This window comes from Streptomyces sp. NPDC015139, from assembly GCF_043079785.1.
GTDB classification, from domain to species: Bacteria; Actinomycetota; Actinomycetes; order Streptomycetales; family Streptomycetaceae; genus Streptomyces; species Streptomyces albidocamelliae.
Window position 1 is genome coordinate 200458 of sequence record NZ_JBIBUW010000013.1, and the last position, 21090, is coordinate 221547.

Below are 21090 nucleotides of genomic sequence, written 5' to 3' on the forward strand. Positions count from 1 at the left end.
CGCATGGGCAACGTGGCGAGCTCGCGGGACGTTGACGAACGTCCCGCGGTCACCGAACGGGTCGTGACACTCACCGTCAACGGACGGTCACACACACTGCGCCTGGACACCCGGGTCACCCTGCTGGACGCGCTGCGGGACCGGCTCGGCCTGGTGGGTACGAAGAAGGGCTGCGACCAGGGCGCCTGCGGTGCGTGCACGGTCCATCTGGACGGCAGGAGGGTACTGGCCTGCCTGACCCTGGCGGCTCAGGCCGAGGGCCGGGAGATCACCACGATCGAGGGCGTCTCGGGTGGGGACGGACCGCACCCCGTGCAGCAGGCGTTCATGGACCAGGACGGCTTCCAGTGCGGCTTCTGCACACCCGGGCAGATCATGTCCGCCGTAGCGCTGATGGCCGAGGGCCGCGCGGGCTCCGACGAGGAGATCCGGGAGTTCATGAGCGGAAACCTGTGCCGCTGCGGGGCGTACAGCAACATCGTGGCGGCCGTACGCCAGGCCGCGTCCCAGGGAGGCCCCGATGCGCACCTTTGAGTACGTCCGGGCCACCGACACCCGCGAGGTGGTGCAGTTGCTGGCCGACGACCCGGCAGCGGCCTGCCTGGCCGGCGGCACCACGCAACTGGACCTGATGAAGGACGGGGTCCTCGAGCCGCCCACGCTGATCGACATCACCCGCCTCCCCCTGCACGGCATCGAACGCCGTGGCGAGACCCTCCATGTGGGGGCGCTGGTCACCATGGAGGAACTGGCCGCCGACGCGACCGTGGCCGAGCGGCTGCCCATGGTGCGCGAGGCCCTTCTCCAGGGGGCCTCGGTACAGCTGCGGAACATGGCCACCATCGGCGGCAACCTGCTGCAGCGCACCCGCTGCCGCTACTTCCGCGACCCCACCGTCAGTGCGTGCAACAAACGCACACCGGACTCCGGCTGCGCCGCCGTGGAAGGCGTGGCACGCATGCACGCCGTCCTCGGCGCGAGCGAGCGGTGCATCGCGCTGCACGCGTCGGACCTCGCCGTCGCTCTGGTGGCGCTCGACGCGGCCGTACACATCCAGGGGCCGTCGCACTCCCGCACCGTTCCCCTCACCGAGTTCTACCTGACGGCCGCCGAAAGCCCTCAGCGCGAGAACGTCCTGGAACACGCCGAGCTGATCACCGAGATCGAGATCCCGCTGCCACCGGCTGCGGCCCGGTCGGGATACCTCAAGGTCCGGGACCGTACCTCGTACGAGTTCGCCCTCACGTCGGCGGCGGTGCTCCTCGTCGTCGACCACGCCACGATCCGTCAGGCGCGCGTCGGCCTGGGCGGCGTGGGGACTAAGCCGTGGCGCGCCTACGAGGCGGAACACGTGATGACGGGCGCGCCCGCGACAACGGCCACCTTCCTGGACGCCGCCGACGCGACGATGCGCGACGCCTGGACCGTGCCCGGAACGGCCTTCAAGGTGCCACTCGCCCGGCGCACCCTGGTGCGGGAGCTGCAGAACGTATCCGGAGTTGACGTATGAGCACCGTCGAAAGCAGGCCACTCGTCGGCACGGGCGTCAACCGGGTCGACGGCCCGCGCAAGGTCACCGGCACAGCCCCGTATCCGATGGACTTCAGCGTTCCCGGTCAGGCCTACGGCGCCTTGGTGCAGAGCACCGTCGCCGCGGGCCGGATCGTCCGCATGCACACCGACGCGGCCGAGGGCGCGCCCGGCGTGCTGAGCGTCCTCACCCACGAGAACCGCCCCCAGGTCGGAACAGGCCCCACGACCGCGCTCGGGGCGTCACCGCCGCCGCCCCTGCGCAACGACCGGATCGTGCACCACGGACAGCACATCGCCTTCGTGGTCGCCGAGACGCCCGAGCAGGCGGTGGCAGCGGCACGCCTGGTCCATGCCGACTACGACGCCACGGAGCCGCTGCTCGACCTCCGCGACCCGCGCGCCGAGACACTCGTGGACCCCTGGGGCATGGACACCGCACGCGGAGACGTCGCCGCGGCGCTGGAGTCCGCCGAGGTGACGGTGCGGGCCATGTACACCACGGCCGACAACACCAACAACCCCCTGGGGCTCTTCGCCACGCTCGCCGCCTGGGAGGGCGACACCCTCACCGTGCACGACACCAGTCAGTGGCCGTCGATGGTGCGCACCACCCTCTCCGTGGTGTTCGGCATCCCCGAGAGTTCGGTACGGGTCCTCGTGCCCTACGTCGGTGGCGGCTTCGGTGCCGGACTGCGCGCGTGGCCCCACGTGATCCTGACGGCCATGGCCGCCCGGATGATCAAGCGACCGGTCAAGCTGGTCCTGACCCGACCGCAGATGTTCACGTCGATCGGCCATCGCCCCAGCGGTGTGCAGTGGCTGAGCGTCGGCGCCACCCGCGAGGGCGAACTGACCGCCGTCGAGCACCGCAGCCTCAGTTCCCTGAGCATGGAGGAGACCGACTTCGAACCGTTCGCGTCGGGGAGCGCCTTCGCCTACCGGTGTGCGAACGTGGTCACGCAGGATCGGCAGGCCCGGCTGAACGTCGCCGTGCCGACGTCCATGCGTGCCCCGGCGGAGGCGCAGGGCAACTTCGCCCTGGAGTCGGCACTCGACGAACTGGCCCACGAGCTGCACGTCGACCCGCTGGAGCTACGGCGCCGCAACCACACCGACGTCGATCCGCGTAACGGGCTGCCCTGGTCCGAGAAGGCGCTTCTGGAGTGCTACGAGGTCGGTGCGCGACGCTTCGGCTGGGCCGACCGGGACCCCCAACCGCGCTCCATGCGGGACGGCAACTGGCTCGTCGGCTACGGCATGGCGAGCGCGTGGTTCCCCTACTTCGCGCAGCCCTGCGCGGCACAGGCCACCGTCAACAGCGACGGCAGTGCGCTGGTACGCAGTGCGGCCACCGACATCGGTACCGGTACCTACACCGTGATGGCCCAACTGGCAGCGGGTGAGCTGGGCCTGCCGCTGGACCTCGTCCGCTTCGACCTCGGCGACTCGGACATGCCGAACTCCATGATGGCGGGCGGCTCGGGGCTGACCGGCGGCCTGGGCAACGCCGTGCACGACGCCTGCCGGCGGCTCGTCCGCACCTTCGTCGAACTCGCCTGCGGCGATGCCGAGTCGCCCCTCCAGGGCGCCTCTCCGGAGGACGTGGAGTGCACCGACGGAAGGATCCATCTCGCGGGCCGCCCCGACCGCGGGGAGTCCTACGCCGCCGTTCTCGCCCGGCACGGACTGTCCGAGCTCACGGCGAACGGAAGCAGCACCCCACCGGACGCCGAGGACCTGGGCATGTCGCTGGCCGGCGCCTACGGCGCGAAGTTCGTCGAGGTCAGGGTCGACGCGGACCTCGGTCTCATCCGGGTCGCACGGGTGGTGTCCGCGATCGACGGGGGCCGCATCCTCAACGAGAAGACCGCGCGGAGCCAGATCATCGGCGGCACGGTCGGCGGTATCGGCATGGCCCTGTTCGAGGACACGGTCACCGACCCGCGCACCGGGCGCATAGCCAACGGCACGTTCGGCGACTACCTCGTGGCCGTGAACGCCGATGTGCCGGACCTCGACGTGATCTTCGTCGGCGAGCCCGACCGCGGGACCGCCACCGCCACCAAGGGCGTCGGCGAGGTCGGCCTGGTCGGCATTCCACCCGCCATCGCCAATGCCGTCCACCACGCCACCGGGAAACGGCTCCGCGACCTGCCGATCACTTTGGACGCACTGCTGTGACCAGTGGAGTCGGCGACGCGTCCGCGGTCAGCCCCGGCGGCACGCACGGCGACCGCTCCGCTCCGTCGCTCAGTGGTGTGCGACGGAGCGGCTGACCTCGCTCCACGCGTGGGCCTCGGCCAGGCGGCCTTCCTCCGCCTTGAGCGCGAGGTCCAGGGCGTCACCGCCCAGCAGCAGCCGGCGCGGAGGCCGCTCCGCCGCCACCGCCTCGATGACCGCACGGGCCATCTTCACCGGGTCACCGGACTCCTTGCCACTGTGGTCGGTCCTGCGCTCCAGCCACGCGCCGACCGTCTGCCGGTAGTCGGGAGCCACCGGTCCGGAAGCCGTCGCCGCGCCCGCACCCCAGCCGGTGCGGATGGCGCCCGGCTCCACGATGATCACGTCGATGCCGAACGGCGCCACCTCGTTCGCCAGCACCTCGGAGAAGCCCTCGACGCCGAACTTGGCGGTCTGGTAGGCGCCGAGTCCCGGGGTACCGCCGACCCGGCCGCCGATGGACGAGATCTGCACGATGCTTCCTGATCGCCGGCCGCGCAGCACGGGCAGCGCGGCGCGGGTCACGTTGATCACGCCGAAGAGGTTCGCCTCGATCTGCGCCCGGAACTCGTCCTCCGGAAAATCTTCGATGGAGCCGCTGGTGGCGTAGCCGGCGTTGTTCACGACGACGTCCAGCGTGCCGAACCGCGCCACTGCCGCCGCCACCACGTCCCGCGCCTCGGAGGGCGACGTCACGTCCAGTGACACGGCCGCCAGGCTCTCCGGGTGCCGCGCCGCGAGGTCGGCCAGCGCCTCCGGCTTCCGCGAAGTCGCGACGACGCGGTTCCCGGCGGCCAGCGCCTCGACGACCAGCGCCTTGCCGAGCCCCTGCGAAGCCCCTGTGATCAGCCAAGTCTGCGTCATGACGTACTCCTCACGATGTTCTCTCCCTCCGCCCCGACGGGCAGCGGCACCACTTCACTGTAGCTGTTCTCGATGAAAATGCAACTTCTATGTTGCATTTAGATAGGGAGGCGCTTCAGGTGCAGGTGCTTAGCCTTGTGAAACGCCACACTGGTAGGGTTCCGGTCACCATGAGAGCTGATGCCGCCCGCAATCTGGCCACCGTTCTCCGCACCGGCGCCCGCCTCCTCGCGGAGGATCCGAGCACGTCGATGGCGGCCATCGCCGCCGCCGCGGGGGTGGACCGCACCACCGTTCATCGCCGCTTCGCGAGCCGCGAGGCGCTGCTGCGCGCGGTCTTCCAGGCGAAACTCGACTCGTCCGAACGGGTCCTGGACGAGGCGCGGTTGACCGAGGCACCGGTGCCCGTGGCGCTCCACCGCTACCTGGAAGGGATCATCCCCGTCAGCCGCGAGTGGCCGGTCGACACCCGGCAGATGATGCGGCAGGACCCGGAGGCACGGGCCCGCCGAGACGCGCTGAGTGAGCGGTTGAGCGCGTTCCTTCGGCGTGCCGCCGACGAGGGCCATCTCCGTACCGACGTCGACGCGGCCTGGACACGGGAGGTCCTCGACCGACTCGTCGACACCGTCGCCCACGACTTCCCGTCCATGGATGCCCCGCAGGCGGCCGACCTCGTCGCGGACACCTTCCTGCGCGGCGTCGGCGCACGGTGAGCCACGTCGCAGGCGTACGGTGATCCCCGGCGCAGGCGCACGGTGAGCAGCCGAAGCCGGCAGCGCGGCGCACCCTCGGCCGACGCACGGAGAAGCGGGTCCAGCGACATGACACTTGTCATGCGCAATTCCGGACCGCGGACACTGAGGACCAACTCCCCCGCGCCCATACGGTAGTTCCATGACGAAGAGCGGCGGAGCGGATCCGCAGAAGACCGATGTCAAGGTGAGCCTGATCGGCGGTCACCGCCTGGCGGGAGCCACCCTTCACGAGCGGACCGTGACCGCCTCCCTCATCGGCGGGGCCGACATCGACCTGACGGACGTGGACATCCCGGACGGCGCCGAGCTGCGGATCACCAAGCTGAGCCTGATCGGCGGTGTCAGCCTCAGAGTTCCCCGCAACGTCCGGGTGGACGTCCGTGGGCTGCGCCTGGGCGGAGTGAGGGACGACGGTCCCAGCGAACCCGGCGGCCCCACGGTCCGCATCGACGCCTGGGGGCTGATCGGCGGCGTCAGCGTTCGTCGCGCCTGACGAGCCGCCCGGTCTCTTGATCGGCGGTCGCTCGACCGGCGCTCGCTCGATGGACAGTGGCTCGCTCGGGCCTCCTCGCCCGAGCCGGTGGGCCGGATGCCCCTGAACACCGGATCGGCTCCCGTCCCGCGTGCGGGAGGGAGCCGATCCGGTGTGCGGCTGTGCGCTGTCACGCGTGACGGTGCGAGTGCCGATTGCCGGTGACGAGGCGGTAGAGGATGAGCAGGATGAGGGAGCCGACGATCGCGGCGACCCAGGTGGAGAGCTCGAAGAACCCGTCGACGGAGTCGACTCCGAAGATGACCTTGCCGAGCCAGCCTCCGAGCAGACCGCCGGCGATACCGATGAGCATCGTGATGATGATGCCCCCCGGGTCCTTACCCGGCATCAGTGCCTTGGCGATGGCGCCGGCGAGCAGGCCGATGATGATCCACGCGAGGATGCCCATGTGCGTCTCCACTTCGTCGTATAAAGACTTTGTTAGCTCTTCGTGTGCACCGTCTCCGCCCGAACAAACGTCCCTTGTCGCGAGTTCCGAATCTGGGCAACCGCGTGAAGACCTGTCAGATAGGTCGCCGCCGATCGGCGGCCGGGCTCGTGCCCGACAGGCCGGTACCTCGCACAGGTCGCCCTGTGCGAGGTACCGGCCTTCCTTCAACCATCAGCCCTGAGTACCGCCCTGGGTGTTGCCGCTGCCACCACCCTGCGTACCGCCCTGAGTGTTGCCGCTGCCGCCACCCTGGGTGCCACCCTGGGTGTTCCCGCTGCCACCACCCTGCGTACCGCCCTGGGTGTTCCCGCTCCCGCCACCCTGCGTCCCGCCCTGGGTGTTCCCGCTCCCGCCACCCTGCGTCCCGCCCTGGGTGTTCCCGCTGCCACCACCCTGCGTCCCGCCCTGGGTGTTGCCGTTCCCGGAGCCCTGCGTCCCGCCCTGGGTGTTGCCGTTCCCGGAGCCCTGCGTGCCGCCCTGGGTGTTGCCGTTGCCGGAGCCCTGCGTGCCGCCCTGGGTGTTTCCGCCCTTCGGCGTGCTCTTCGAGGAGTTGCTCTTCGACGAGCTGTTGGAGCTGCTGTTCTTCGACGAGCTGTTCATGGAGCTCTTGGAGCTGTTGTGGGAGGAGCTGTGCTGGTGGTGATGCTCGCTGGCGTGGGACGCCGTGTGGTGCTTCACCATGGGTGCGGCCTCGGCGCTGGCCACACCGACCGATCCCGCGGCCAGAGCGGCGAGGCAGGAGATACCGGCGATACGGGCCAGGTTACGTCGGGCGTTCATCATGAGAATTCCTCGGATTTCGATTTCTGAGTCTGGATGGATGCAGTTCCTGGTGAGCGACTGCCTACATTCATTTCAGCCTTCTGGGCCGCCGCTGTACGTCCCCCGGCCGGTGGACCGTCCGGGGGAACGGGGTCGTCCCCTCGTCGGGTGACGTGGAGGGCAAGGGGACTGGGGACCACGAACAGGGACCCGGGACCGGGGAGACCGGCAGGTTCAGGTCCGGGGTACGACCCGGTGCCCACGAGCCGAGGGCAGAGGGGTGCACGAACACCAAATGCGCGCCTGGCGGCGTCGGGGCTTCGCTGGCCCGGCGGCAAGGGGTCCCATACCCTTGAGAACAGTAATCAGAGACCGGAAGAGCATTCGTAAACCCTGTCGACGGCCGAAATAGAGCAGCTCCGCGCAGAGGAAAGGTCGGGATTGCCGTGGCAACACCGAGCCCCGCCCGTATCAAAGTGGTCATCGCCGACGACCACCCACTGTTCAGGGAGGGAATCTCCCGCGCGCTGCAGCTCAGCGGAACCATTGATGTCGTAGCCGAAGCGGAAAACGGTCGGGACGCACTGGAGATCATTCGCAGGGAGCTGCCCGAAGTCGCCGTACTCGACCTGCGCATGCCGGAGCTCGACGGCATCGCCGTACTTCACGCCCTCGTCCGCGACCAGGTGAACACCCGCGTCCTGCTGCTCTCCGCCTTCACCGACAGCTCCTCGGTCTATCGCGCCCTCGAAGAAGGGGCCGCGGGATTTCTCACCAAGGACAGCAAGCGATCGGAAGTCGTGGAAGCAGTGCATGCCATTTCTCGCGGACAAACCGTCGTACCGCCGGAAATCACCGGAGGGCTGGCCGAGGAAATTCGTATGCGGCGTTCCCAGAACACCCCGTCACTCAGTGAGCGTGAGCGCCAGGTGCTCGACGGAATGGCCCGCGGCCTCAGCATCCCGCAAATCGCCCAGGAACTCTTTCTCGGCACCAGCACCGTGAAAACACACGCCCAGCGTCTCTACGAGAAACTCAAGGTGTCCGACCGAGCCGCAGCCGTCGCCGAGGCCATGCGACGCGGCCTCCTCGAATAGTCGCAGCACCCGACATGGCCACGATCCACCGTCGCCCCGACACACTCGCCGTCGGGGTGCTCCTGGCAGTCGTCGGTGGCTTCCTGGACGCCTACACCTTCATCCGGCACACCGTGTTCGCCAACCTGCAGTCGGGCAACGTCCTGCTGTTCTGCGTCGAAGCCACCGCCCGGCACTGGCACCGCGCGGTCCTGCTGCTGATCCCCATCGCGGCCTTCTGCATCGGCGTGCTGCTCGTGGAGGTACTCGGCCTGTCCCGCGTCGAACGGGTCCTGCGTCGGCCGCTCCGGCTCGTCCTGACCCTTCAGATCACCCTGCTGGCGGCGATCGCCGCCCTGCCCGACGACGCACCCGAACAGATCACCACCGTCACGGTGTCGTTCGTCGCCGCCTTGCAGTTCTCCACCTTCACCACGCTGCGCGGCATTCCGTACACCACCCTCGCGGAGAGCGGGAACCTGCAAAAAGGGCTCGCTGCCGCACATCAGTGGCTCACCCACAAAGAACCGGAAGCCGCACATCGCGCCGCGCAATACACGGCGATCATCACGGGGTTCGTCGTCGGCGCCGTCCTCGGCGCCGTTCTCACCCGTGTCCTCGGCACTCCCGCGGTAGCCGTGGCAGCGGCACTGCTGGCGACCGTCCTGGCGTTGGTGATACGTGAAACGCGGCGACTGCAGCGGCGGCAGGCCGACCAACCCCGACAACCCGGTCCCTGACGGGCACCGAGCGGCCGTCCGGCCGTCACCGGGCTACAAGGGTCACCGGGATTCGAGTCCCGTGCTGGGACGTCGTGCAGGACCGGTCGTCCAGGACTCCGGACGACCGGTCGTACACTCCGCCGCTCATCCCGCCGGTGCGCCGTGGCTCGCACGTCGCACCGCCGGCGTCAGTGCCCGGCGCTCTGGCCGCCGTCGACGTGGAGGATCTCACCGGTGACGAAGGGGGCGTTCTCCAGGTAGACGACGGCGTCGGCGATGTCGCCGACCTCCCCCATCCTGCCGACGGGGTGCAGGGCCGCGAGGGTCTCGTGGTACTGCTCGGCGTGCATCGGCGTCTTGATCACGCCCAGCGCGACGGCGTTGCTGCGGATGCCGCGCGTGGCGTATTCGATGGCCAGGGCCTTGGTCGCCGACTGCAGGCCGCCCTTGGTCAGCGAGGCCAGCACGGAGGGCACGTCGGAGCTGGCGTGGTCCACCAGGCTCGTGGTGATCTGGACGACGTGGCCGCCGCCCTGCGCGAGCATCCGCTCCACCGCGAGCTGGGTGATGCGGAAGAACCCGGTCAGGTTGATTCCGGTCACGGCTTCGTAGTCGGCCTGGGTGTACTCGTGGAAGGGCTTGGCCACGAAGATTCCGGCGTTGTTGATCAGGGTGTCGATCCGGCCGAACCGTTCCACGCCCGCGGCGATGACGCGTTCGGCGGTGGCGGGATCGGCTATGTCTCCCCGCATGGTGAGGATGCCGGGGTCCTGCGAGGGCTCGATGGTGCGCGAGGTGGCCACCACCGCGTAGCCGAGCTTGCGGTACGCCTCCACGAGAGCCGCACCGATGCCCTGCGACGCGCCGGTGATGACGGCGACCTTCTGGTCGGGAGTGGTCATGATCTGTCCTTTTCGGAGGAGGTCCGGTCACCTTGACCGGTCACCGGACACAACTGGCCGACCGGTCGTCTACATTCCACACCCGTCGTCGGGGAACTCGTACGGTCAAGCCTCTGACCTGCGTTGGGAGCCTGCGCCTCCGAGGTGGGAGGCAACCGGTCCTGTCGGGCTCCCCGTTTCTCTCCGCGAGGATGACGGTGAAGGTCCGGTAGTCGGGGGAAGCCGGGGACGTACCGTTGCGATCGCAGTGCGGAATCCGGCAGCGGCGTGCGGAAGTTCGCCCTGACCGGGGCTGCGCGCAGGACGCGGGAATCCGTACGGCACGATGGGATGCCCCTGGGAAAGGTGGAGAGTTGGCCCCGGAGACAAGGAAGCGGCCGTACACGGCGAGGCGTTCGAGGCCGCCGTACGGCCCCGGCGCTCGTCGGTCACAGCGCGAGCGGGCGCTGTCCGATGCCCGCGCCCGGGGACGGTACGGACCTGAGCTGCGCGATGTGCTGCCCGCCTTCGTCGGTCTCTGCCTGACCGCGCTCACGGCCGCTCTGCTGCTCACGTCGTTCCACCGCACGCTCGGCGTCGCCGGACTGGTCCTGGGCGTCGTGGGCCTCGCGGCCGCCGGTACCGCCCTCCGGATCCTGCGCCGGCCGCTCGTCCGCCGGCGGGGCGGCCATTACACCCCGGCCGAGATCGCCGTGCTGAGCGACCGGGCCCTGAAGCTGGCGGCGTCGCGGATGCTTCAGCGCGACGGCTGGCAGGTCACCGACGTCAGCCTGCGCGACCGGCCGCGCCTGTACGCACGGGATGATCGGGACCGTCAGCTGGAGATGGAACTCAGGCCGGTGTCCCCGACGGACGAGGAGGAGAGCGCCGAGCTCCCCACTCTGCGCTGGACGGCCGCCCACGCCGGTGACGATCGTGTCCTCCGGATCGTGATCCATCCCGGCGCCCTCAGCCGTGCGGACGTCGTCCGGGCCTCCCAGCAGGGCGGCGTTCACCTCCTCGACGGCAGCCGGCTGCGGCGGTGGGCGAGCGGCGTCGGCCTGGACCAGCTGGGCCTGTACGACGACACCGCTCGTTGACCTGCCGCGGCTCCTCCGCGTCGGCATGGAGGGCCGGGCGTGGCCGCCGAGAACGGCGATGTACCGATCATCGACATGGTCGCCGCCCAGTACGGACACACCCATGAACAGCGGATCGCCTCATCCGAAGGAGGGAATAGCCGACACCGACCCCCGGTTCACCAGGACCAGACAGATCTGTCTACCGGTGGCTCCCGAGCCGTCGGACCCGTCCGAAAGTGAGCCATGAGCTACGCAACCGATGTGAACCGAAGCGCTTCCACGCGCAACCCGGCCGGCCCCTCATCCGCTCACGCCGGTCCGAGAAGGCCCTTGCTGGGGCCCGTGGCCTCAGTCGGCCTCCTGGCCTCGATCATCGTGTCGCTGCTGGCCGCGTCGAGCGCCCCGACTCCGCTCTACGCGATCTACCAGCAGCGCTGGGGCTTCTCACCGATCACGGTCACCGTCGTCTTCGGCGTCTACGCCCTGGCCGTGCTGGTGTCGCTCCTCGTGCTCGGGAAGATCTCCGATCACCTGGGCCGACGGCCGGTCCTCCTGGCCGCGCTCCTGGGACAGGCCCTGGCGATGGTCGTGTTCCTCACCGCCGGCGGGGTGGAGGCACTCCTGGCCGCCCGGGTCGTGCAAGGCCTGAGCACGGGAGCGGCGGTGGGCGCGCTCGGCGCCGGGATGCTCGACATCGACCCGCGACGCGGTGCGTTCCTGAACTCGTTCGCCCCTGCCGTGGGGACCGCGAGCGGCGCCCTCGCATCCGGACTGATCGTCCAGTACCTGCCCGCGCCCACCCGCCTCGTGTACGTCGTACTGCTCGCCGTCTTCGCCCTGCAGGCGCTCGGCGTGCTCGCCCTGCGCGAGACCGTCGACCGGAAGCCCGGTGCGCTGGCGAGCATGGCGCCCGAGATCAAACTGCCCGCGGCCGCCCGCTCCTCGGTTGCCGTCGCCGCTCCCGTCCTGTTCGCGGTGTGGGCCCTCACCGGCCTCTACGGCGCCCTCGGGCCGGCCATCGCCAGGACCCTGGAGCACTCTGACTCCGTGGTGTGGGGCGGGCTGCCGCTGTTCGTACTCGCCGCTACCGCCGGTCTGGCCGTCTGGGTGCTGCGCCGAACCGCGACCCGCACGGTCATGATGATCGGCATCGGAACGCTGATCACCGGCGTCGCGATCACGTTGGTGTCCATCGCCTCCGGGACGGGCGGCGCGCTCTCCGTGGCCGGGTTCTTCGCGGGCGGCGTGATCTCCGGATTCGGCTTCGGCAGTGGCTTCCAGGGAGGTATCCGGATGGTGGTGCCGCGTGTAGCCCCGCACGAGCGGGCCGGTGTGCTGTCCCTCCTCTACGTCGTGTGCTACCTGGGCCTGGGCGTGCCGGCGGTCATCGGCGGCATACTGGTCGTCCACGGCGGCGGTCTCGTCCCGACGGCCAGGGAGTACGGCGGGGCGGTCATCGCACTGGCGCTGGTCGCACTGACCGGGCTCGTTCTCAGCGGTCGCCGCGTGGAGCGCGTGTCGGTGGTGCGGTCGGCTTCCGGATCACCCGCCGGGACCTCGGTCGCCGTGAACGCGTGCATGGCCGACGCCGCGGCGCGGGCAGAGTGAACCGGACCGGCTGGAAGCAGGTGAATCCCATGGCCACCAAGGCCGCGGACAGGCCGACGGCACGCCGGCGTCTCCTCGACGCCGCCGACGAACTGTTCTACGGCGAAGGCGTGCAGACGGTCGGCATCGACCGTGTCATCGAGCACGCCGGCGTCGCCAAGGCGTCCCTCTACAACGCCTTCGGGAGCAAGGAGGGACTGGTGTGCGCCTATCTGGAATCGCGCGGCGACCGCATCCGGGACCGGATCGCCGGGGCCGTGGCTCGCCGCGGGACCCCGCAGGAGCGGTTGCTGGCCGTCTTCGACGCGCAGGGTGAGGCGTTCGCCGACCCGGGATACCGCGGTTGTCCGTTCATGCGGGCGACGGCCGAGGCTCCGGAGGACGGCTCGTTCCGCCGCATCGCCGAGCACCACCGGGCCTGGCTGCGCGGTCTGCTGACCCGACTGGCCACCGAGTCCGGGTACGCCCACCCCGAGGACGTGGCCCGCCAGTTGCACTGCCTCTACGACGGCGCCGCCCACACAGCCCGCATGGACCGCGATCCCTCGGCCGCCGCGACGGCCCGCGCGGCCGCGTCCGTTCTCCTCGACGCGGCACCGATCGCCGAGCCCGGCCCCACCGCAGCCGCAGCGCCCGTCGGCTGATCTCGCGGCACCGCCCGCCTGCGCACATATTTTTACTTGACGCGTCAATCACTAATCATATTTACTTCACTCTGCAAGTTCTTTGGGTCGCAGACGTATTCTCGCGCTGCTGCCATTTCCACGAAAGGCTCCACCCATGACCAAGATCGGCATCATCATCGGCAGCACCAGGCCCGGCCGCAACGGTGAGGCCGTCGCCCGCTGGGTCCACGAGATCGCCTCGCAGCGCGCCGACGCGGAGTTCGAGATAGTCGACCTGCTGGACTACAAGCTGCCGGTACTGGACGAGGCCTACCCGGCCTCGCTGGGCAACTACACCCAGCCCCACACGCAGGCGTGGGCCGAGAAGATCGACTCTCTCGACGGCTTCGTCATCGTCACGCCCGAGTACAACCGCTCGGTGCCGGGCGCACTGAAGAACGCCATCGATTTCATCTACGCCGAGTGGAACAACAAGGCCGTGGGCTACGTCAGCTACGGCTCGGTCGGCGGGACCCGGGCCGTGGAACACCTGCGCGGCATCGCGGCCGAGATGCAGATGGCCGACGTCCGCTCCCAGGTGGCGCTCTCCCTGTTCACCGACTTCGAGAACTTCACCACCTTCAAGCCGGCCGACGTCCAGCGGGACACGCTGGTCACGACCCTGGACCAGGTCGTGGCGTGGGCCAAGGCCCTCGCTCCCCTGCGCGCCAACTGACGCCGACCGCCCGCCGGTTCTCAGGGAGAGGCGGTGCCCAGCCGCCCGTGGGACGCATGCCGCCCTGAGAGCCGCGGTCGCCACGACTCGGCGCTCGACGCCTCGACACGCCCCCGACCCCATGCCCTACAGGTGGTCCGCCGTCCGGGACCACCGGAGGAGGACACCATGCCGGACCCGGCACCGACGGCCCCGACCTTCGAACTCGGCCTCAACTCCTTCGGAGAGGTCGCCACGGACGACGGTCGCGTCCTGGACGACGCCGAGACCGCACGGCTGCTCGTCGAGGAGGCCGTAAGCGCCGAGGCCGTGGGCCTGGACATCTTCAGCGTCGGCGAACACTACCGTCCGGACCACATCGACACGGCGGCTCCCGTGCTGCTCGCCGCCATGGCCACCGCCACCCGTCGCATCCGCCTCGGCACATCGGTGACCGTCCTGAGCACCAACGACCCCGTGCGGCTCTACCACGACTTCTCGACCCTGGACGCCGTCTCGGACGGCCGGGCCCGGCTCGTGGTGGGGCGAGCGTCCGCCACCGACTCGTTCCCGCTGTTCGGGTACGAACTCGACGACTACGAAGCACTCTTCGAAGAGAAGCTCGACCTGTTCCTGCGTCTGCAGCGGGAGGACACGGTGACGTGGTCCGGCGCCTTCCGGGCACCGCTCGTCGGGCAACGGCTGCGACCCCGGATGCCCACGGGCGGCATACCCACCTGGATCGGCGTGGGTGGCAGTCCGCACTCCGTGCTCCGCGCCGCCCGCTACGGCCTCCCCCTCATGCTGGCCGTCATCGGCGGCCGACCGCAGCGCTTCGCCGGCCTCGTCGATCTCTACCAGCGGGCCCTGGCCGAGGCCGGACACTCTCCGCAGCCGATCGGGCAGCACTCCCTGGGACTCGTCGCCGACACCGACGAGGAGGCCGCCGAGACCTGGTGGCAGTACTGGAAGCCGGTCGTGACCGGCCTGGCGACGGAGCGTGGCTTCTACGCCCCGACCTGGGAACGGTACAGGGACGAGATCGACCACGGCGCACTCTTCGTCGGCTCCCCGGAGACCGTCGCCCGCAAGATCGCCAGAACGGCCCGTGACCTCCGGCTGAACCGCTTCGACCTCAAGTACGACATCCTGCACCTCCCGCGTCAGGCGCGCGCCCGCACCATCGAACTGCTGGGCCGTGAAGTAGCCCCGCGAGTGCGGGAACTGCTGGCCGCAGAGCCGGCCGGTGCCTGATCCGCGATCGTTCGCGAGGAGGCGCGGTCAACGCAGGAAGCCCGCGTAGCTCTGCTGCTCGATCTGGCTGTTGATCTGTTTGACGGTCTCCAGCCCGACGCTCACGATGATCAGAATGCTGGTGCCGGTGAGTTGGTTCGCGCCGCCGAAACTCGCGAACGCCACGGTCGGCACCAACGCGATAAGACCCAGGTACAGCGAACCCGGCCAGGTCAGCCTGTTGAGGACGTAGCTCAGGTACTCGGCCGTGGGGCGGCCCGCTCTGATGCCCGGGATGAAGCCGCCGGCCTGTCTGACGTTTGCCGCCACTTCCTCGGGGTTGAAGGTGATGGCCACATAGAAGAAGGCGAAGAACACGATCAGCAGGAAGTACGCGACCACGTAGAAGGGATGGTCCCCCCGGACGAAGTTGCGCGTGATCCACTCCGCCCAGCCCGCCTGCGAATGGGAGAACTGAGCGACGAGCGCGGGGATGTACAGGATGGACGAGGCGAAGATGACCGGCACCACACCGGCCTGGTTCACCTTCAACGGGATGTACGTCGCCGTCCCGCCGTAGGACTTGCGGCCCACCATTCGCTTCGCGTACTGGACCGGAACACGTCGCTGTGCCTGCTCCACGAAGACGACGAGCGCCACCATGACGAGCCCGACGAGGATGACGGCGCCGAAGCCGACCCAGCCGTCCGCGAGTTTGCCCTGCTGTTTCACGGCCCACAGCGCGGCCGGGAGCGTGGAGGCGATGGAGATGAAGATGAGCAACGACATCCCGTTGCCGACACCCCGCTCGGTGATCATCTCCGCGAACCACATCACACAGGCCGTGCCCGCGGCGATGGTCAGGACCATCACCACGGTCGTGAGGATGGAGGTGTCCGGCACGATGCCGGCCGCCGAGGGACAGCCGGGAAACAGGGCACCGCTGCGCGCGGTCGCGACCAGACCCGTCCCCTGCAGTACGGCGAGGGCGACGGTCAGGTAGCGCGTGTACTGGGTGATCTTCCCCTGCCCGGCCGCGCCCTCCTTCTTCAGTGCCTCCAGCCTCGGGATGACCGCGGTCAGCAGCTGCAGGATGATGCTGGCGGTGATGTAGGGCAGGATTCCGAGGGCGAAGACCGTGATCTGCAGCAGAGCCCCGCCGCTGAACACGTTGACCAGGCCCAGCAGACCACCGTTGCCGGCCGCGGCGGCGTCCACGCACCGCTGTACGTCCTTGTAGGAGATCCCTGGGATCGGTATGTGCGACCCCAGTCGGTACAGGACGATGACACCCAGCGTGAAGAGCAGCTTCTTCCGCAGATCACTGGTTCCGAACACCTTGGTCAACGCGCTGAGCAAGATCCCTCCTTCGGCCCGCACCGGATCGCGAGGACATGGGGGGGCTTTCTCGCCGAGCCCACGAACGCGAGGTGCCGCAAGGGCGGAAGTGGACGCGGAACGACCGCGACACACACAATCCTCTGGCGGCCCCGCCCGCTCAGCAACCGGAGCCCGACGGACGCCTGCGGGATCCGTCGACGCGCCGTCGGGCCTACGACCGGGCCGCGGGGACTCCGGGTCTCCTCACTTGAGGATCTCCAGCAGGCGATCCGCCAGGACCGCCGCCGAGTGAGGGTTCTGTCCGGTGATGAGATTGCGGTCCTCGACCATGTACGGCTCCCACATGGGGCCGCGGCTGTACTCGACGCCCACCTGGTCCTTGAGCTCGTCCTCCAGCAGCCATGGCGCCCTGGACGCCAGACCCACGGCTTCCTCCTCCTCGTTGGAGAAGCCCGTCACCCGGTAGCCCTTGAAAGGCGACTCGCCGTGGATCCTCGTGGCCAGCAGCGAGGCGGGGGCGTGGCACACGATCGCCAGCGGCCTGCCGGAGGCGAGCTGGGCGGTCAGCAGCCGGCCCACGTCGGCGTCGTAGGCGAGGTCCGACATCGGGCCGTGGCCTCCGGGCAGGTACACGGCGTCGTAGTCCTCCAGGCGGACGTCCGAGAGCTTGAGGGGCCGACGCATCGTCTCGGCGGACCGGATGATCTCCTCCAGTTCCAGAGCCCCCTCCTCACCTCCGGCCATGGAGGGACGCAGGCTCATCATGTCGACGTTCGGGGTCACGCCGCCCGGTGTCGCGACCACGACCTCGTGGCCGGCTTCCGTGACCGCCTTGTACGGCATCGCGAACTCCTCGGCCCAGTAGCCGGTCGCGTACCTGCTGCCGTCCTTGAGCACCCAGTAGGTGGCCCCACTGACGATGAAGAGGACTCTCGCCATCGGTCTCCGCCTCCTTGTCCCCGCACGACGTGCAGGGGGATTCGACTGACTTCATGTCTCGCTCGCGGCCTTCGCTCCGCGGTCAGGCCGGGATCCCGCACACCGGCGTCAGGCCCGCTCGTGTTGGACGGTGGGACACGAGCCGGAAGCCGAGCCACGGGGGGTCGCCTCCGTGGTGATGTCGAGCCGGGGCGTATCCAGCGCGTGAACGACGAACATGCAGCGGTGAGGGGCCTCCCCGGGCGGGGGTGCGGCACCGAGGAAGCCGTGCCGCCCGGCGTCGTTGGCCAACATCCGGGCACGGGAAACCGGTGACCGCGAAGCTCCGCGTCGGGGCAAGGTGGCCGTTCCAGGCCAGGTGCGGCGAGCTGTCCTGACCCGGCTTCGTCCCTTCGGGTGAACGGACTCCAGCCTAAGGACGAGTCCGGCCGGGCGCATGCGGGGCCGAGGCCGAACCGACCGCCACCCGACGACCGTCACCGGCTTGACCAGTGACGGGAAGCGCTGGCAAGATCTCACCGGTCGAACAGGTGACGCCCGTACGGCGACACCTCCACGCGCGAAAGGGAAGCGGCGATGGATCTGAAACTCGAAGTAGTGGTACTGCCCGTCTCCGACGTCGACCGGGCCAAGGCCTTCTATGTGCGAGCCGGTTTCCGACCGGACGTCGACTACGCCGCCGGCGACGACTACCGGGTCGTCCACCTGACGCCTCCCGGCTCGCAGTGCTCGATCCTCTTCGGCACCGGCGTCACCACGGCCGTCCCCGGCTCGACGCGGGGCCTGCACCTCGTCGTCCAGGACATCGAGGCGGCTCATGCCGAGCTCGTGGACCGCGGGATCGAGATGGGCGGGATCTTCCACGACGCCGGCGGGGTGTTCCACCGCGGCACCGAGGAGGGGCGGGTGGACGGCGCGCACCCGGAGCGGGCCAGCTACAGCTTCTTCGCCACCTTCAGCGACCCCGACGGCAACGAGTGGGTGGTGCAGGAGGTCACGACCAGGCTCCCCGGCCGGTAGCGGTACGGATCCACGCCGATAGTCGTTCGGTCGTATACTTGTGGTATGGGACGGACCAGCGATGCCAAGAACAAGATCCTCACCGCCGCTCAGACACTCTTCGAGCAGCGCGGCTACTCGGCCCTGGGCGTCGCCGAGATCTGCAAGGCGGCTGGGGTGCCGAAGGGGAGTTTCTACTACTTCTTCGAGTCCAAGGAGGCCCTCGCGCTGGCCGTGATCGACGAGCACTGGACGGCCGAGCGGCGCGACTGGGAGCAGGTCCTGAACACCGACGCCGAGCCCTTGCAGCGGCTCCAGCGCCTGTTCGAGGCCACCGAAGCGCGTCAGCAGGCGGCGCAGGACAGCTGCGGCGCGGTCCTCGGATGCATGTTCGGCAATCTCTCCCTGGAGATGAGCAACCAGGCCGACGCCCTGCGCGGCCGGCTGCAGGAGATCTTCGAGGCCCAGGTGGCGATGGTCGAGGCGGTCGTCACCGCGGCCCGGGAACGCGGCGAGGTGGCCGTGGCCGACGCCCACGAGGCCGCCCGCTCGATGGTGGCCCAGCTCGAGGGCCAGGTGCTCTTCGCCAAGCTCTACAACAACCCCGCCCGTTTGAACACGCTCTGGCCGAGCTGCCGGGCGTTGCTGGGCGTCCAGGACCCCGAGGTCCCCGTCCACGTCTGACGCGGCCACCGGTCTCCGCTGGGGCGTGGAGGGGCGGCGCCCCACGGCTTCACACCCGCATGCACGCGCTCTCTTCCGGGCATAGGGTGGCATTCGGTCGCCATGTGCCGCCTCTCCCGCACCGTTGTGCGTAGGTGACAGCGCCGGCGGACTCCCAGGGCGCTGCCCGGTGTCGACATGTCCGTGCAGTCCGGTGAGCCGAGAGAGGCGACTGGATCACAGGAGCGGTGATGAACGACGCCTCCCGCACGTACGACGTGATGGTCATCGGGGCAGGACCGGCCGGTGAGAACGTGGCGGACCGAACACGTGCCGCCGGTCTCAGCACTGTGATCCTGGAGCATGAACTGCTGGGTGGCGAGTGCTCGTTCTGGGCCTGCGAGCCCAGCAAGGCGCTGCTGCGACCGGTGATCGCACGGGCCGACGCCCGCCGCGTGCCCGGTCTGAGTCGGGCCGTGCAGGGGGCGCTCGACGTACCCGCGGTCCTCGCGCACCGCGACACCATGGCGGAACACTGGAAGGACGACGACCAGGTCGACTGGCTCAACTCCGTGTCCGTGGACCTGATCCGCGGTCACGGACGGTTCACGGGCCCGAGACAGGTGGAGGTGCGCACCGCCGAGGGCGACACCGTCCGGCTCACCGCCCGGCAGGCCGTCGTGGTGGCGACGGGCACGGGCGCGGCGCTTCCGGACCTTCCCGGCCTGGCCGCGGTACGGCCCTGGACCAGCCGCGACGCGACCAGCGCCGACCACGTACCGGGCCGGCTCGTCGTCGTGGGGGGCGGTGTGGTGGCCGTGGAGATGGCCACCGCCTGGCAGGCGCTCGGCTCCGAGGTGACCCTGCTGGTGCGCAGCCGGGCAGGACTGCTCCCCCGGATGGAACCCTTCGCCGGCGAGATGGTCGCGGAGGGGCTGCGCGAACTCGGCGTCGACGTGCGTATCGGATCCTCGGTGACGTCGGTGGCGCGCGACGCGGCCGGCGAGGTGCGCACGACGGTGTCCGACGGCGAGGAGATCACGTCGGACGAGATCCTGTTCGCCATCGGCCGCTCACCGAAGACGGAGGATCTGGGGCTGGAGACCATCGGGCTGACGCCCGGCCAATGGCTGCCCGTGGACGACACCTGCCGGGTCACCACCGTGCCCGAGGGGTGGCTCTACGCCGTCGGGGACATCAACCACCGGGCGCTGATGACCCATCAGGGCAAGTACCAGGCGAGGATCGCGGGTGCCGCGATCGGGGCACGCGCCCATGCGCGGCCCGTCGACGACGCCAAGTGGGGCGACCACGTGGCGACCGCGGACACCGAGGCCGTCCCGCAGGTCGTCTTCACCCACCCCGAAGTCGCGTCGGTGGGTCTGACCACGCGCGAGGCGGAGCGTACGGGGCGGCGGGTCAAGGTCGTGGACCACGACATCGGACTCGTCGCGGGTGCGCGCCAGTACGCCGAGGGGTACCGCGGCCGGGCCCGCATGCTGCTCGACGAGGAACGGGACACCGTGGTCGGCGTCACGTTCGTCGGCCCCGGCGTGGGAGAGCTGCTCCACTCGGCCACGGTGGCCGTCGTCAGCGAGGTGCCCGTGCGCAGGCTGTGGCATGCCGTGCCGGCCTTCCCGACGATCAGCGAGGTCTGGCTGAGGCTGCTGGAGACGTGCCGGGGCTGAGACTCCTACCGCCTACGACGGGTCCGGATCCGGTCCTGTCGGGCGCGGTCGCGGCGGCACCTTCGCCGGGCAGGCACGCACCGTTCCGGGCAGGCGGACGCGGCGCAGACCGGCCGGGCTCTCCTTGCACACCGATCGATTCATGGCTCTTCTCCTCGGTACACCGGCATGCGGCGCAGCCGGCTCGGATGGTGGTGGGTGACCGGGAAACCGCAGCAGCCGGCGGCTCATTCCGCGAGGCGCGCGGCCGGCCTTGTGAGACCTCTCACCGCGGTCGACCGGCCCTCCGAGTCAGAGCGAGCGAGTGCGTCACCTGTTTGACTGGTGACGCGCGCTGTGGAACAGTCATCGCACACGCGCACCGCGATGGCCCGAAGACGTCCGACGGGAGCGCCTGCGACGGGCACCCACGCCTTCC

22 protein-coding genes are annotated in these 21090 nt (G+C 69.7%); 15 read left to right on the forward strand and 7 right to left on the reverse strand.

The features are described from left to right. Positions 1–3 precede the first annotated feature (3 nt). The 3 genes from ACF08B_RS30770 to ACF08B_RS30780 are packed head-to-tail and all read left to right on the forward strand — an operon-like array spanning position 4 to position 3714. Positions 4–534, forward strand: a complete 531-nt coding sequence (locus ACF08B_RS30770; RefSeq protein WP_392320418.1) for a (2Fe-2S)-binding protein — start codon at positions 4–6, stop codon at positions 532–534. Further along, positions 521–1510 carry an FAD binding domain-containing protein gene (locus tag ACF08B_RS30775; RefSeq protein ID WP_392320419.1) on the forward strand — a complete coding sequence of 330 codons (990 nt, stop codon included), beginning with the start codon at positions 521–523 and terminating at the stop codon, positions 1508–1510. Before ACF08B_RS30770 ends, ACF08B_RS30775 begins: the two co-directional genes overlap by 14 nt. Next, complete coding sequence (locus ACF08B_RS30780) at positions 1507–3714, forward strand: xanthine dehydrogenase family protein molybdopterin-binding subunit (RefSeq protein WP_392320420.1); 2208 nt, start codon at positions 1507–1509, stop codon at positions 3712–3714. The genes ACF08B_RS30775 and ACF08B_RS30780 overlap by 4 nt, the downstream gene beginning before the upstream one ends. Before the next feature lie 69 nt (positions 3715–3783). Here the strand turns inward: ACF08B_RS30780 and ACF08B_RS30785 are convergent, their stop codons facing one another. Next, complete coding sequence (locus ACF08B_RS30785) at positions 3784–4617, reverse strand: SDR family NAD(P)-dependent oxidoreductase (protein WP_392320421.1); 834 nt, start codon at positions 4615–4617, stop codon at positions 3784–3786. 170 nt (positions 4618–4787) lie between these two features. On the opposite strand from ACF08B_RS30785, the gene ACF08B_RS30790 reads away from it, so the two are divergent. Beyond that, on the forward strand, positions 4788–5333 hold the full coding sequence (locus tag ACF08B_RS30790; RefSeq protein WP_392320422.1) for a TetR/AcrR family transcriptional regulator: 546 nt from the start codon (positions 4788–4790) through the stop codon (positions 5331–5333). A 181-nt stretch (positions 5334–5514) separates the two neighbouring features. Next, on the forward strand, positions 5515–5868 hold the full coding sequence (locus ACF08B_RS30795) for a hypothetical protein (protein ID WP_392320423.1): 354 nt from the start codon (positions 5515–5517) through the stop codon (positions 5866–5868). Between the two features lie 169 nt (positions 5869–6037). On the opposite strand, the gene ACF08B_RS30800 is transcribed toward ACF08B_RS30795, so the two are convergent. Both ACF08B_RS30800 and ACF08B_RS30805 read right to left on the reverse strand, forming a co-directional pair. Further along, complete coding sequence (locus ACF08B_RS30800; protein ID WP_073896213.1) at positions 6038–6316, reverse strand: GlsB/YeaQ/YmgE family stress response membrane protein; 279 nt, start codon at positions 6314–6316, stop codon at positions 6038–6040. Between the two features lie 213 nt (positions 6317–6529). Beyond that, positions 6530–7141 (reverse strand): hypothetical protein, encoded by a 612-nt coding sequence (locus tag ACF08B_RS30805; protein WP_392320424.1) that lies wholly within the window; start codon positions 7139–7141, stop codon positions 6530–6532. 425 nt (positions 7142–7566) lie between these two features. Between ACF08B_RS30805 and ACF08B_RS30810 the strand changes: the two genes are divergently transcribed. Together ACF08B_RS30810 and ACF08B_RS30815 are read left to right on the forward strand one after the other, a co-directional pair. Further along, a complete protein-coding gene (locus ACF08B_RS30810) occupies positions 7567–8217 on the forward strand; it encodes a response regulator (protein WP_392320425.1) in 651 nt (216 codons plus the stop codon). 14 nt (positions 8218–8231) lie between these two features. Then, the gene (locus ACF08B_RS30815) at positions 8232–8936 is read left to right on the forward strand and encodes a YoaK family protein (RefSeq protein ID WP_392320426.1); all 705 of its coding nucleotides are present in this window, start codon (positions 8232–8234) and stop codon (positions 8934–8936) included. A 170-nt stretch (positions 8937–9106) separates the two neighbouring features. On the opposite strand, the gene ACF08B_RS30820 is transcribed toward ACF08B_RS30815, so the two are convergent. Then, positions 9107–9820 (reverse strand): SDR family NAD(P)-dependent oxidoreductase, encoded by a 714-nt coding sequence (locus tag ACF08B_RS30820; RefSeq protein ID WP_392320427.1) that lies wholly within the window; start codon positions 9818–9820, stop codon positions 9107–9109. 494 nt (positions 9821–10314) lie between these two features. On the opposite strand from ACF08B_RS30820, the gene ACF08B_RS30825 reads away from it, so the two are divergent. The 5 genes from ACF08B_RS30825 (at position 10315) to ACF08B_RS30845 (ending at position 15063) form a co-directional block, all read left to right on the forward strand. After that, positions 10315–10899, forward strand: a complete 585-nt coding sequence (locus ACF08B_RS30825) for a hypothetical protein (RefSeq protein ID WP_392320428.1) — start codon at positions 10315–10317, stop codon at positions 10897–10899. A gap of 324 nt (positions 10900–11223) precedes the next feature. Next, positions 11224–12489 carry an MFS transporter gene (locus ACF08B_RS30830; protein WP_392320429.1) on the forward strand — a complete coding sequence of 422 codons (1266 nt, stop codon included), beginning with the start codon at positions 11224–11226 and terminating at the stop codon, positions 12487–12489. Between the two features lie 29 nt (positions 12490–12518). Beyond that, positions 12519–13133 carry a TetR/AcrR family transcriptional regulator gene (locus ACF08B_RS30835; RefSeq protein WP_392320430.1) on the forward strand — a complete coding sequence of 205 codons (615 nt, stop codon included), beginning with the start codon at positions 12519–12521 and terminating at the stop codon, positions 13131–13133. A 136-nt stretch (positions 13134–13269) separates the two neighbouring features. After that, the gene (locus tag ACF08B_RS30840) at positions 13270–13830 is read left to right on the forward strand and encodes an NADPH-dependent FMN reductase (RefSeq protein WP_392320431.1); all 561 of its coding nucleotides are present in this window, start codon (positions 13270–13272) and stop codon (positions 13828–13830) included. A gap of 168 nt (positions 13831–13998) precedes the next feature. Then, on the forward strand, positions 13999–15063 hold the full coding sequence (locus ACF08B_RS30845; protein WP_392320432.1) for an LLM class flavin-dependent oxidoreductase: 1065 nt from the start codon (positions 13999–14001) through the stop codon (positions 15061–15063). Positions 15064–15090: 27 nt separating this feature from the next. On the opposite strand, the gene secY is transcribed toward ACF08B_RS30845, so the two are convergent. From secY to ACF08B_RS30860, 3 genes are all read right to left on the reverse strand, one after another. Further along, the gene (secY, locus tag ACF08B_RS30850; RefSeq protein ID WP_392320433.1) at positions 15091–16401 is read right to left on the reverse strand and encodes a preprotein translocase subunit SecY; all 1311 of its coding nucleotides are present in this window, start codon (positions 16399–16401) and stop codon (positions 15091–15093) included. A 225-nt stretch (positions 16402–16626) separates the two neighbouring features. Beyond that, a complete protein-coding gene (locus ACF08B_RS30855; RefSeq protein WP_392320434.1) occupies positions 16627–17322 on the reverse strand; it encodes a type 1 glutamine amidotransferase domain-containing protein in 696 nt (231 codons plus the stop codon). Positions 17323–17430: 108 nt separating this feature from the next. Continuing rightward, positions 17431–17760 carry a hypothetical protein gene (locus ACF08B_RS30860; protein WP_392320435.1) on the reverse strand — a complete coding sequence of 110 codons (330 nt, stop codon included), beginning with the start codon at positions 17758–17760 and terminating at the stop codon, positions 17431–17433. A 138-nt stretch (positions 17761–17898) separates the two neighbouring features. Between ACF08B_RS30860 and ACF08B_RS30865 the strand changes: the two genes are divergently transcribed. The 3 genes from ACF08B_RS30865 (at position 17899) to ACF08B_RS30875 (ending at position 20672) form a co-directional block, all read left to right on the forward strand. Continuing rightward, the gene (locus tag ACF08B_RS30865) at positions 17899–18342 is read left to right on the forward strand and encodes a VOC family protein (RefSeq protein ID WP_392320436.1); all 444 of its coding nucleotides are present in this window, start codon (positions 17899–17901) and stop codon (positions 18340–18342) included. Positions 18343–18387: 45 nt separating this feature from the next. Continuing rightward, positions 18388–19005: a TetR/AcrR family transcriptional regulator gene (locus ACF08B_RS30870; RefSeq protein WP_392320437.1), complete on the forward strand. Its 618-nt coding sequence runs from the start codon at positions 18388–18390 to the stop codon at positions 19003–19005. Between the two features lie 230 nt (positions 19006–19235). Next, on the forward strand, positions 19236–20672 hold the full coding sequence (locus tag ACF08B_RS30875) for a dihydrolipoyl dehydrogenase family protein (protein WP_392320438.1): 1437 nt from the start codon (positions 19236–19238) through the stop codon (positions 20670–20672). Positions 20673–21090: the final 418 nt, after the last annotated feature.

Bases quoted from the DNA above. Each gene is read 5' to 3' on its own strand.
- ACF08B_RS30845 (WP_392320432.1), top strand. From the start codon at position 13,999: ATGCCGGACCCGGCACCGACGGCCCCGACCTTCGAACTCGGCCTCAAC.
- ACF08B_RS30840 (WP_392320431.1), top strand. From the start codon at position 13,270: ATGACCAAGATCGGCATCATCATCGGCAGCACCAGGCCCGGCCGCAAC.
- ACF08B_RS30775 (WP_392320419.1), top strand. From the start codon at position 521: ATGCGCACCTTTGAGTACGTCCGGGCCACCGACACCCGCGAGGTGGTG.
- ACF08B_RS30860 (WP_392320435.1), bottom strand. From the start codon at position 17,760: ATGCGCCCGGCCGGACTCGTCCTTAGGCTGGAGTCCGTTCACCCGAAG.
- ACF08B_RS30855 (WP_392320434.1), bottom strand. From the start codon at position 17,322: ATGGCGAGAGTCCTCTTCATCGTCAGTGGGGCCACCTACTGGGTGCTC.
- ACF08B_RS30815 (WP_392320426.1), top strand. From the start codon at position 8,232: ATGGCCACGATCCACCGTCGCCCCGACACACTCGCCGTCGGGGTGCTC.
- ACF08B_RS30820 (WP_392320427.1), bottom strand. From the start codon at position 9,820: ATGACCACTCCCGACCAGAAGGTCGCCGTCATCACCGGCGCGTCGCAG.
- ACF08B_RS30870 (WP_392320437.1), top strand. From the start codon at position 18,388: ATGGGACGGACCAGCGATGCCAAGAACAAGATCCTCACCGCCGCTCAG.
- ACF08B_RS30800 (WP_073896213.1), bottom strand. From the start codon at position 6,316: ATGGGCATCCTCGCGTGGATCATCATCGGCCTGCTCGCCGGCGCCATC.
- ACF08B_RS30865 (WP_392320436.1), top strand. From the start codon at position 17,899: ATGGATCTGAAACTCGAAGTAGTGGTACTGCCCGTCTCCGACGTCGAC.
- ACF08B_RS30795 (WP_392320423.1), top strand. From the start codon at position 5,515: ATGACGAAGAGCGGCGGAGCGGATCCGCAGAAGACCGATGTCAAGGTG.
- ACF08B_RS30785 (WP_392320421.1), bottom strand. From the start codon at position 4,617: ATGACGCAGACTTGGCTGATCACAGGGGCTTCGCAGGGGCTCGGCAAG.
- ACF08B_RS30770 (WP_392320418.1), top strand. From the start codon at position 4: ATGGGCAACGTGGCGAGCTCGCGGGACGTTGACGAACGTCCCGCGGTC.
- ACF08B_RS30780 (WP_392320420.1), top strand. From the start codon at position 1,507: ATGAGCACCGTCGAAAGCAGGCCACTCGTCGGCACGGGCGTCAACCGG.
- ACF08B_RS30875 (WP_392320438.1), top strand. From the start codon at position 19,236: ATGAACGACGCCTCCCGCACGTACGACGTGATGGTCATCGGGGCAGGA.
- ACF08B_RS30790 (WP_392320422.1), top strand. From the start codon at position 4,788: ATGAGAGCTGATGCCGCCCGCAATCTGGCCACCGTTCTCCGCACCGGC.
- ACF08B_RS30835 (WP_392320430.1), top strand. From the start codon at position 12,519: ATGGCCACCAAGGCCGCGGACAGGCCGACGGCACGCCGGCGTCTCCTC.
- ACF08B_RS30805 (WP_392320424.1), bottom strand. From the start codon at position 7,141: ATGATGAACGCCCGACGTAACCTGGCCCGTATCGCCGGTATCTCCTGC.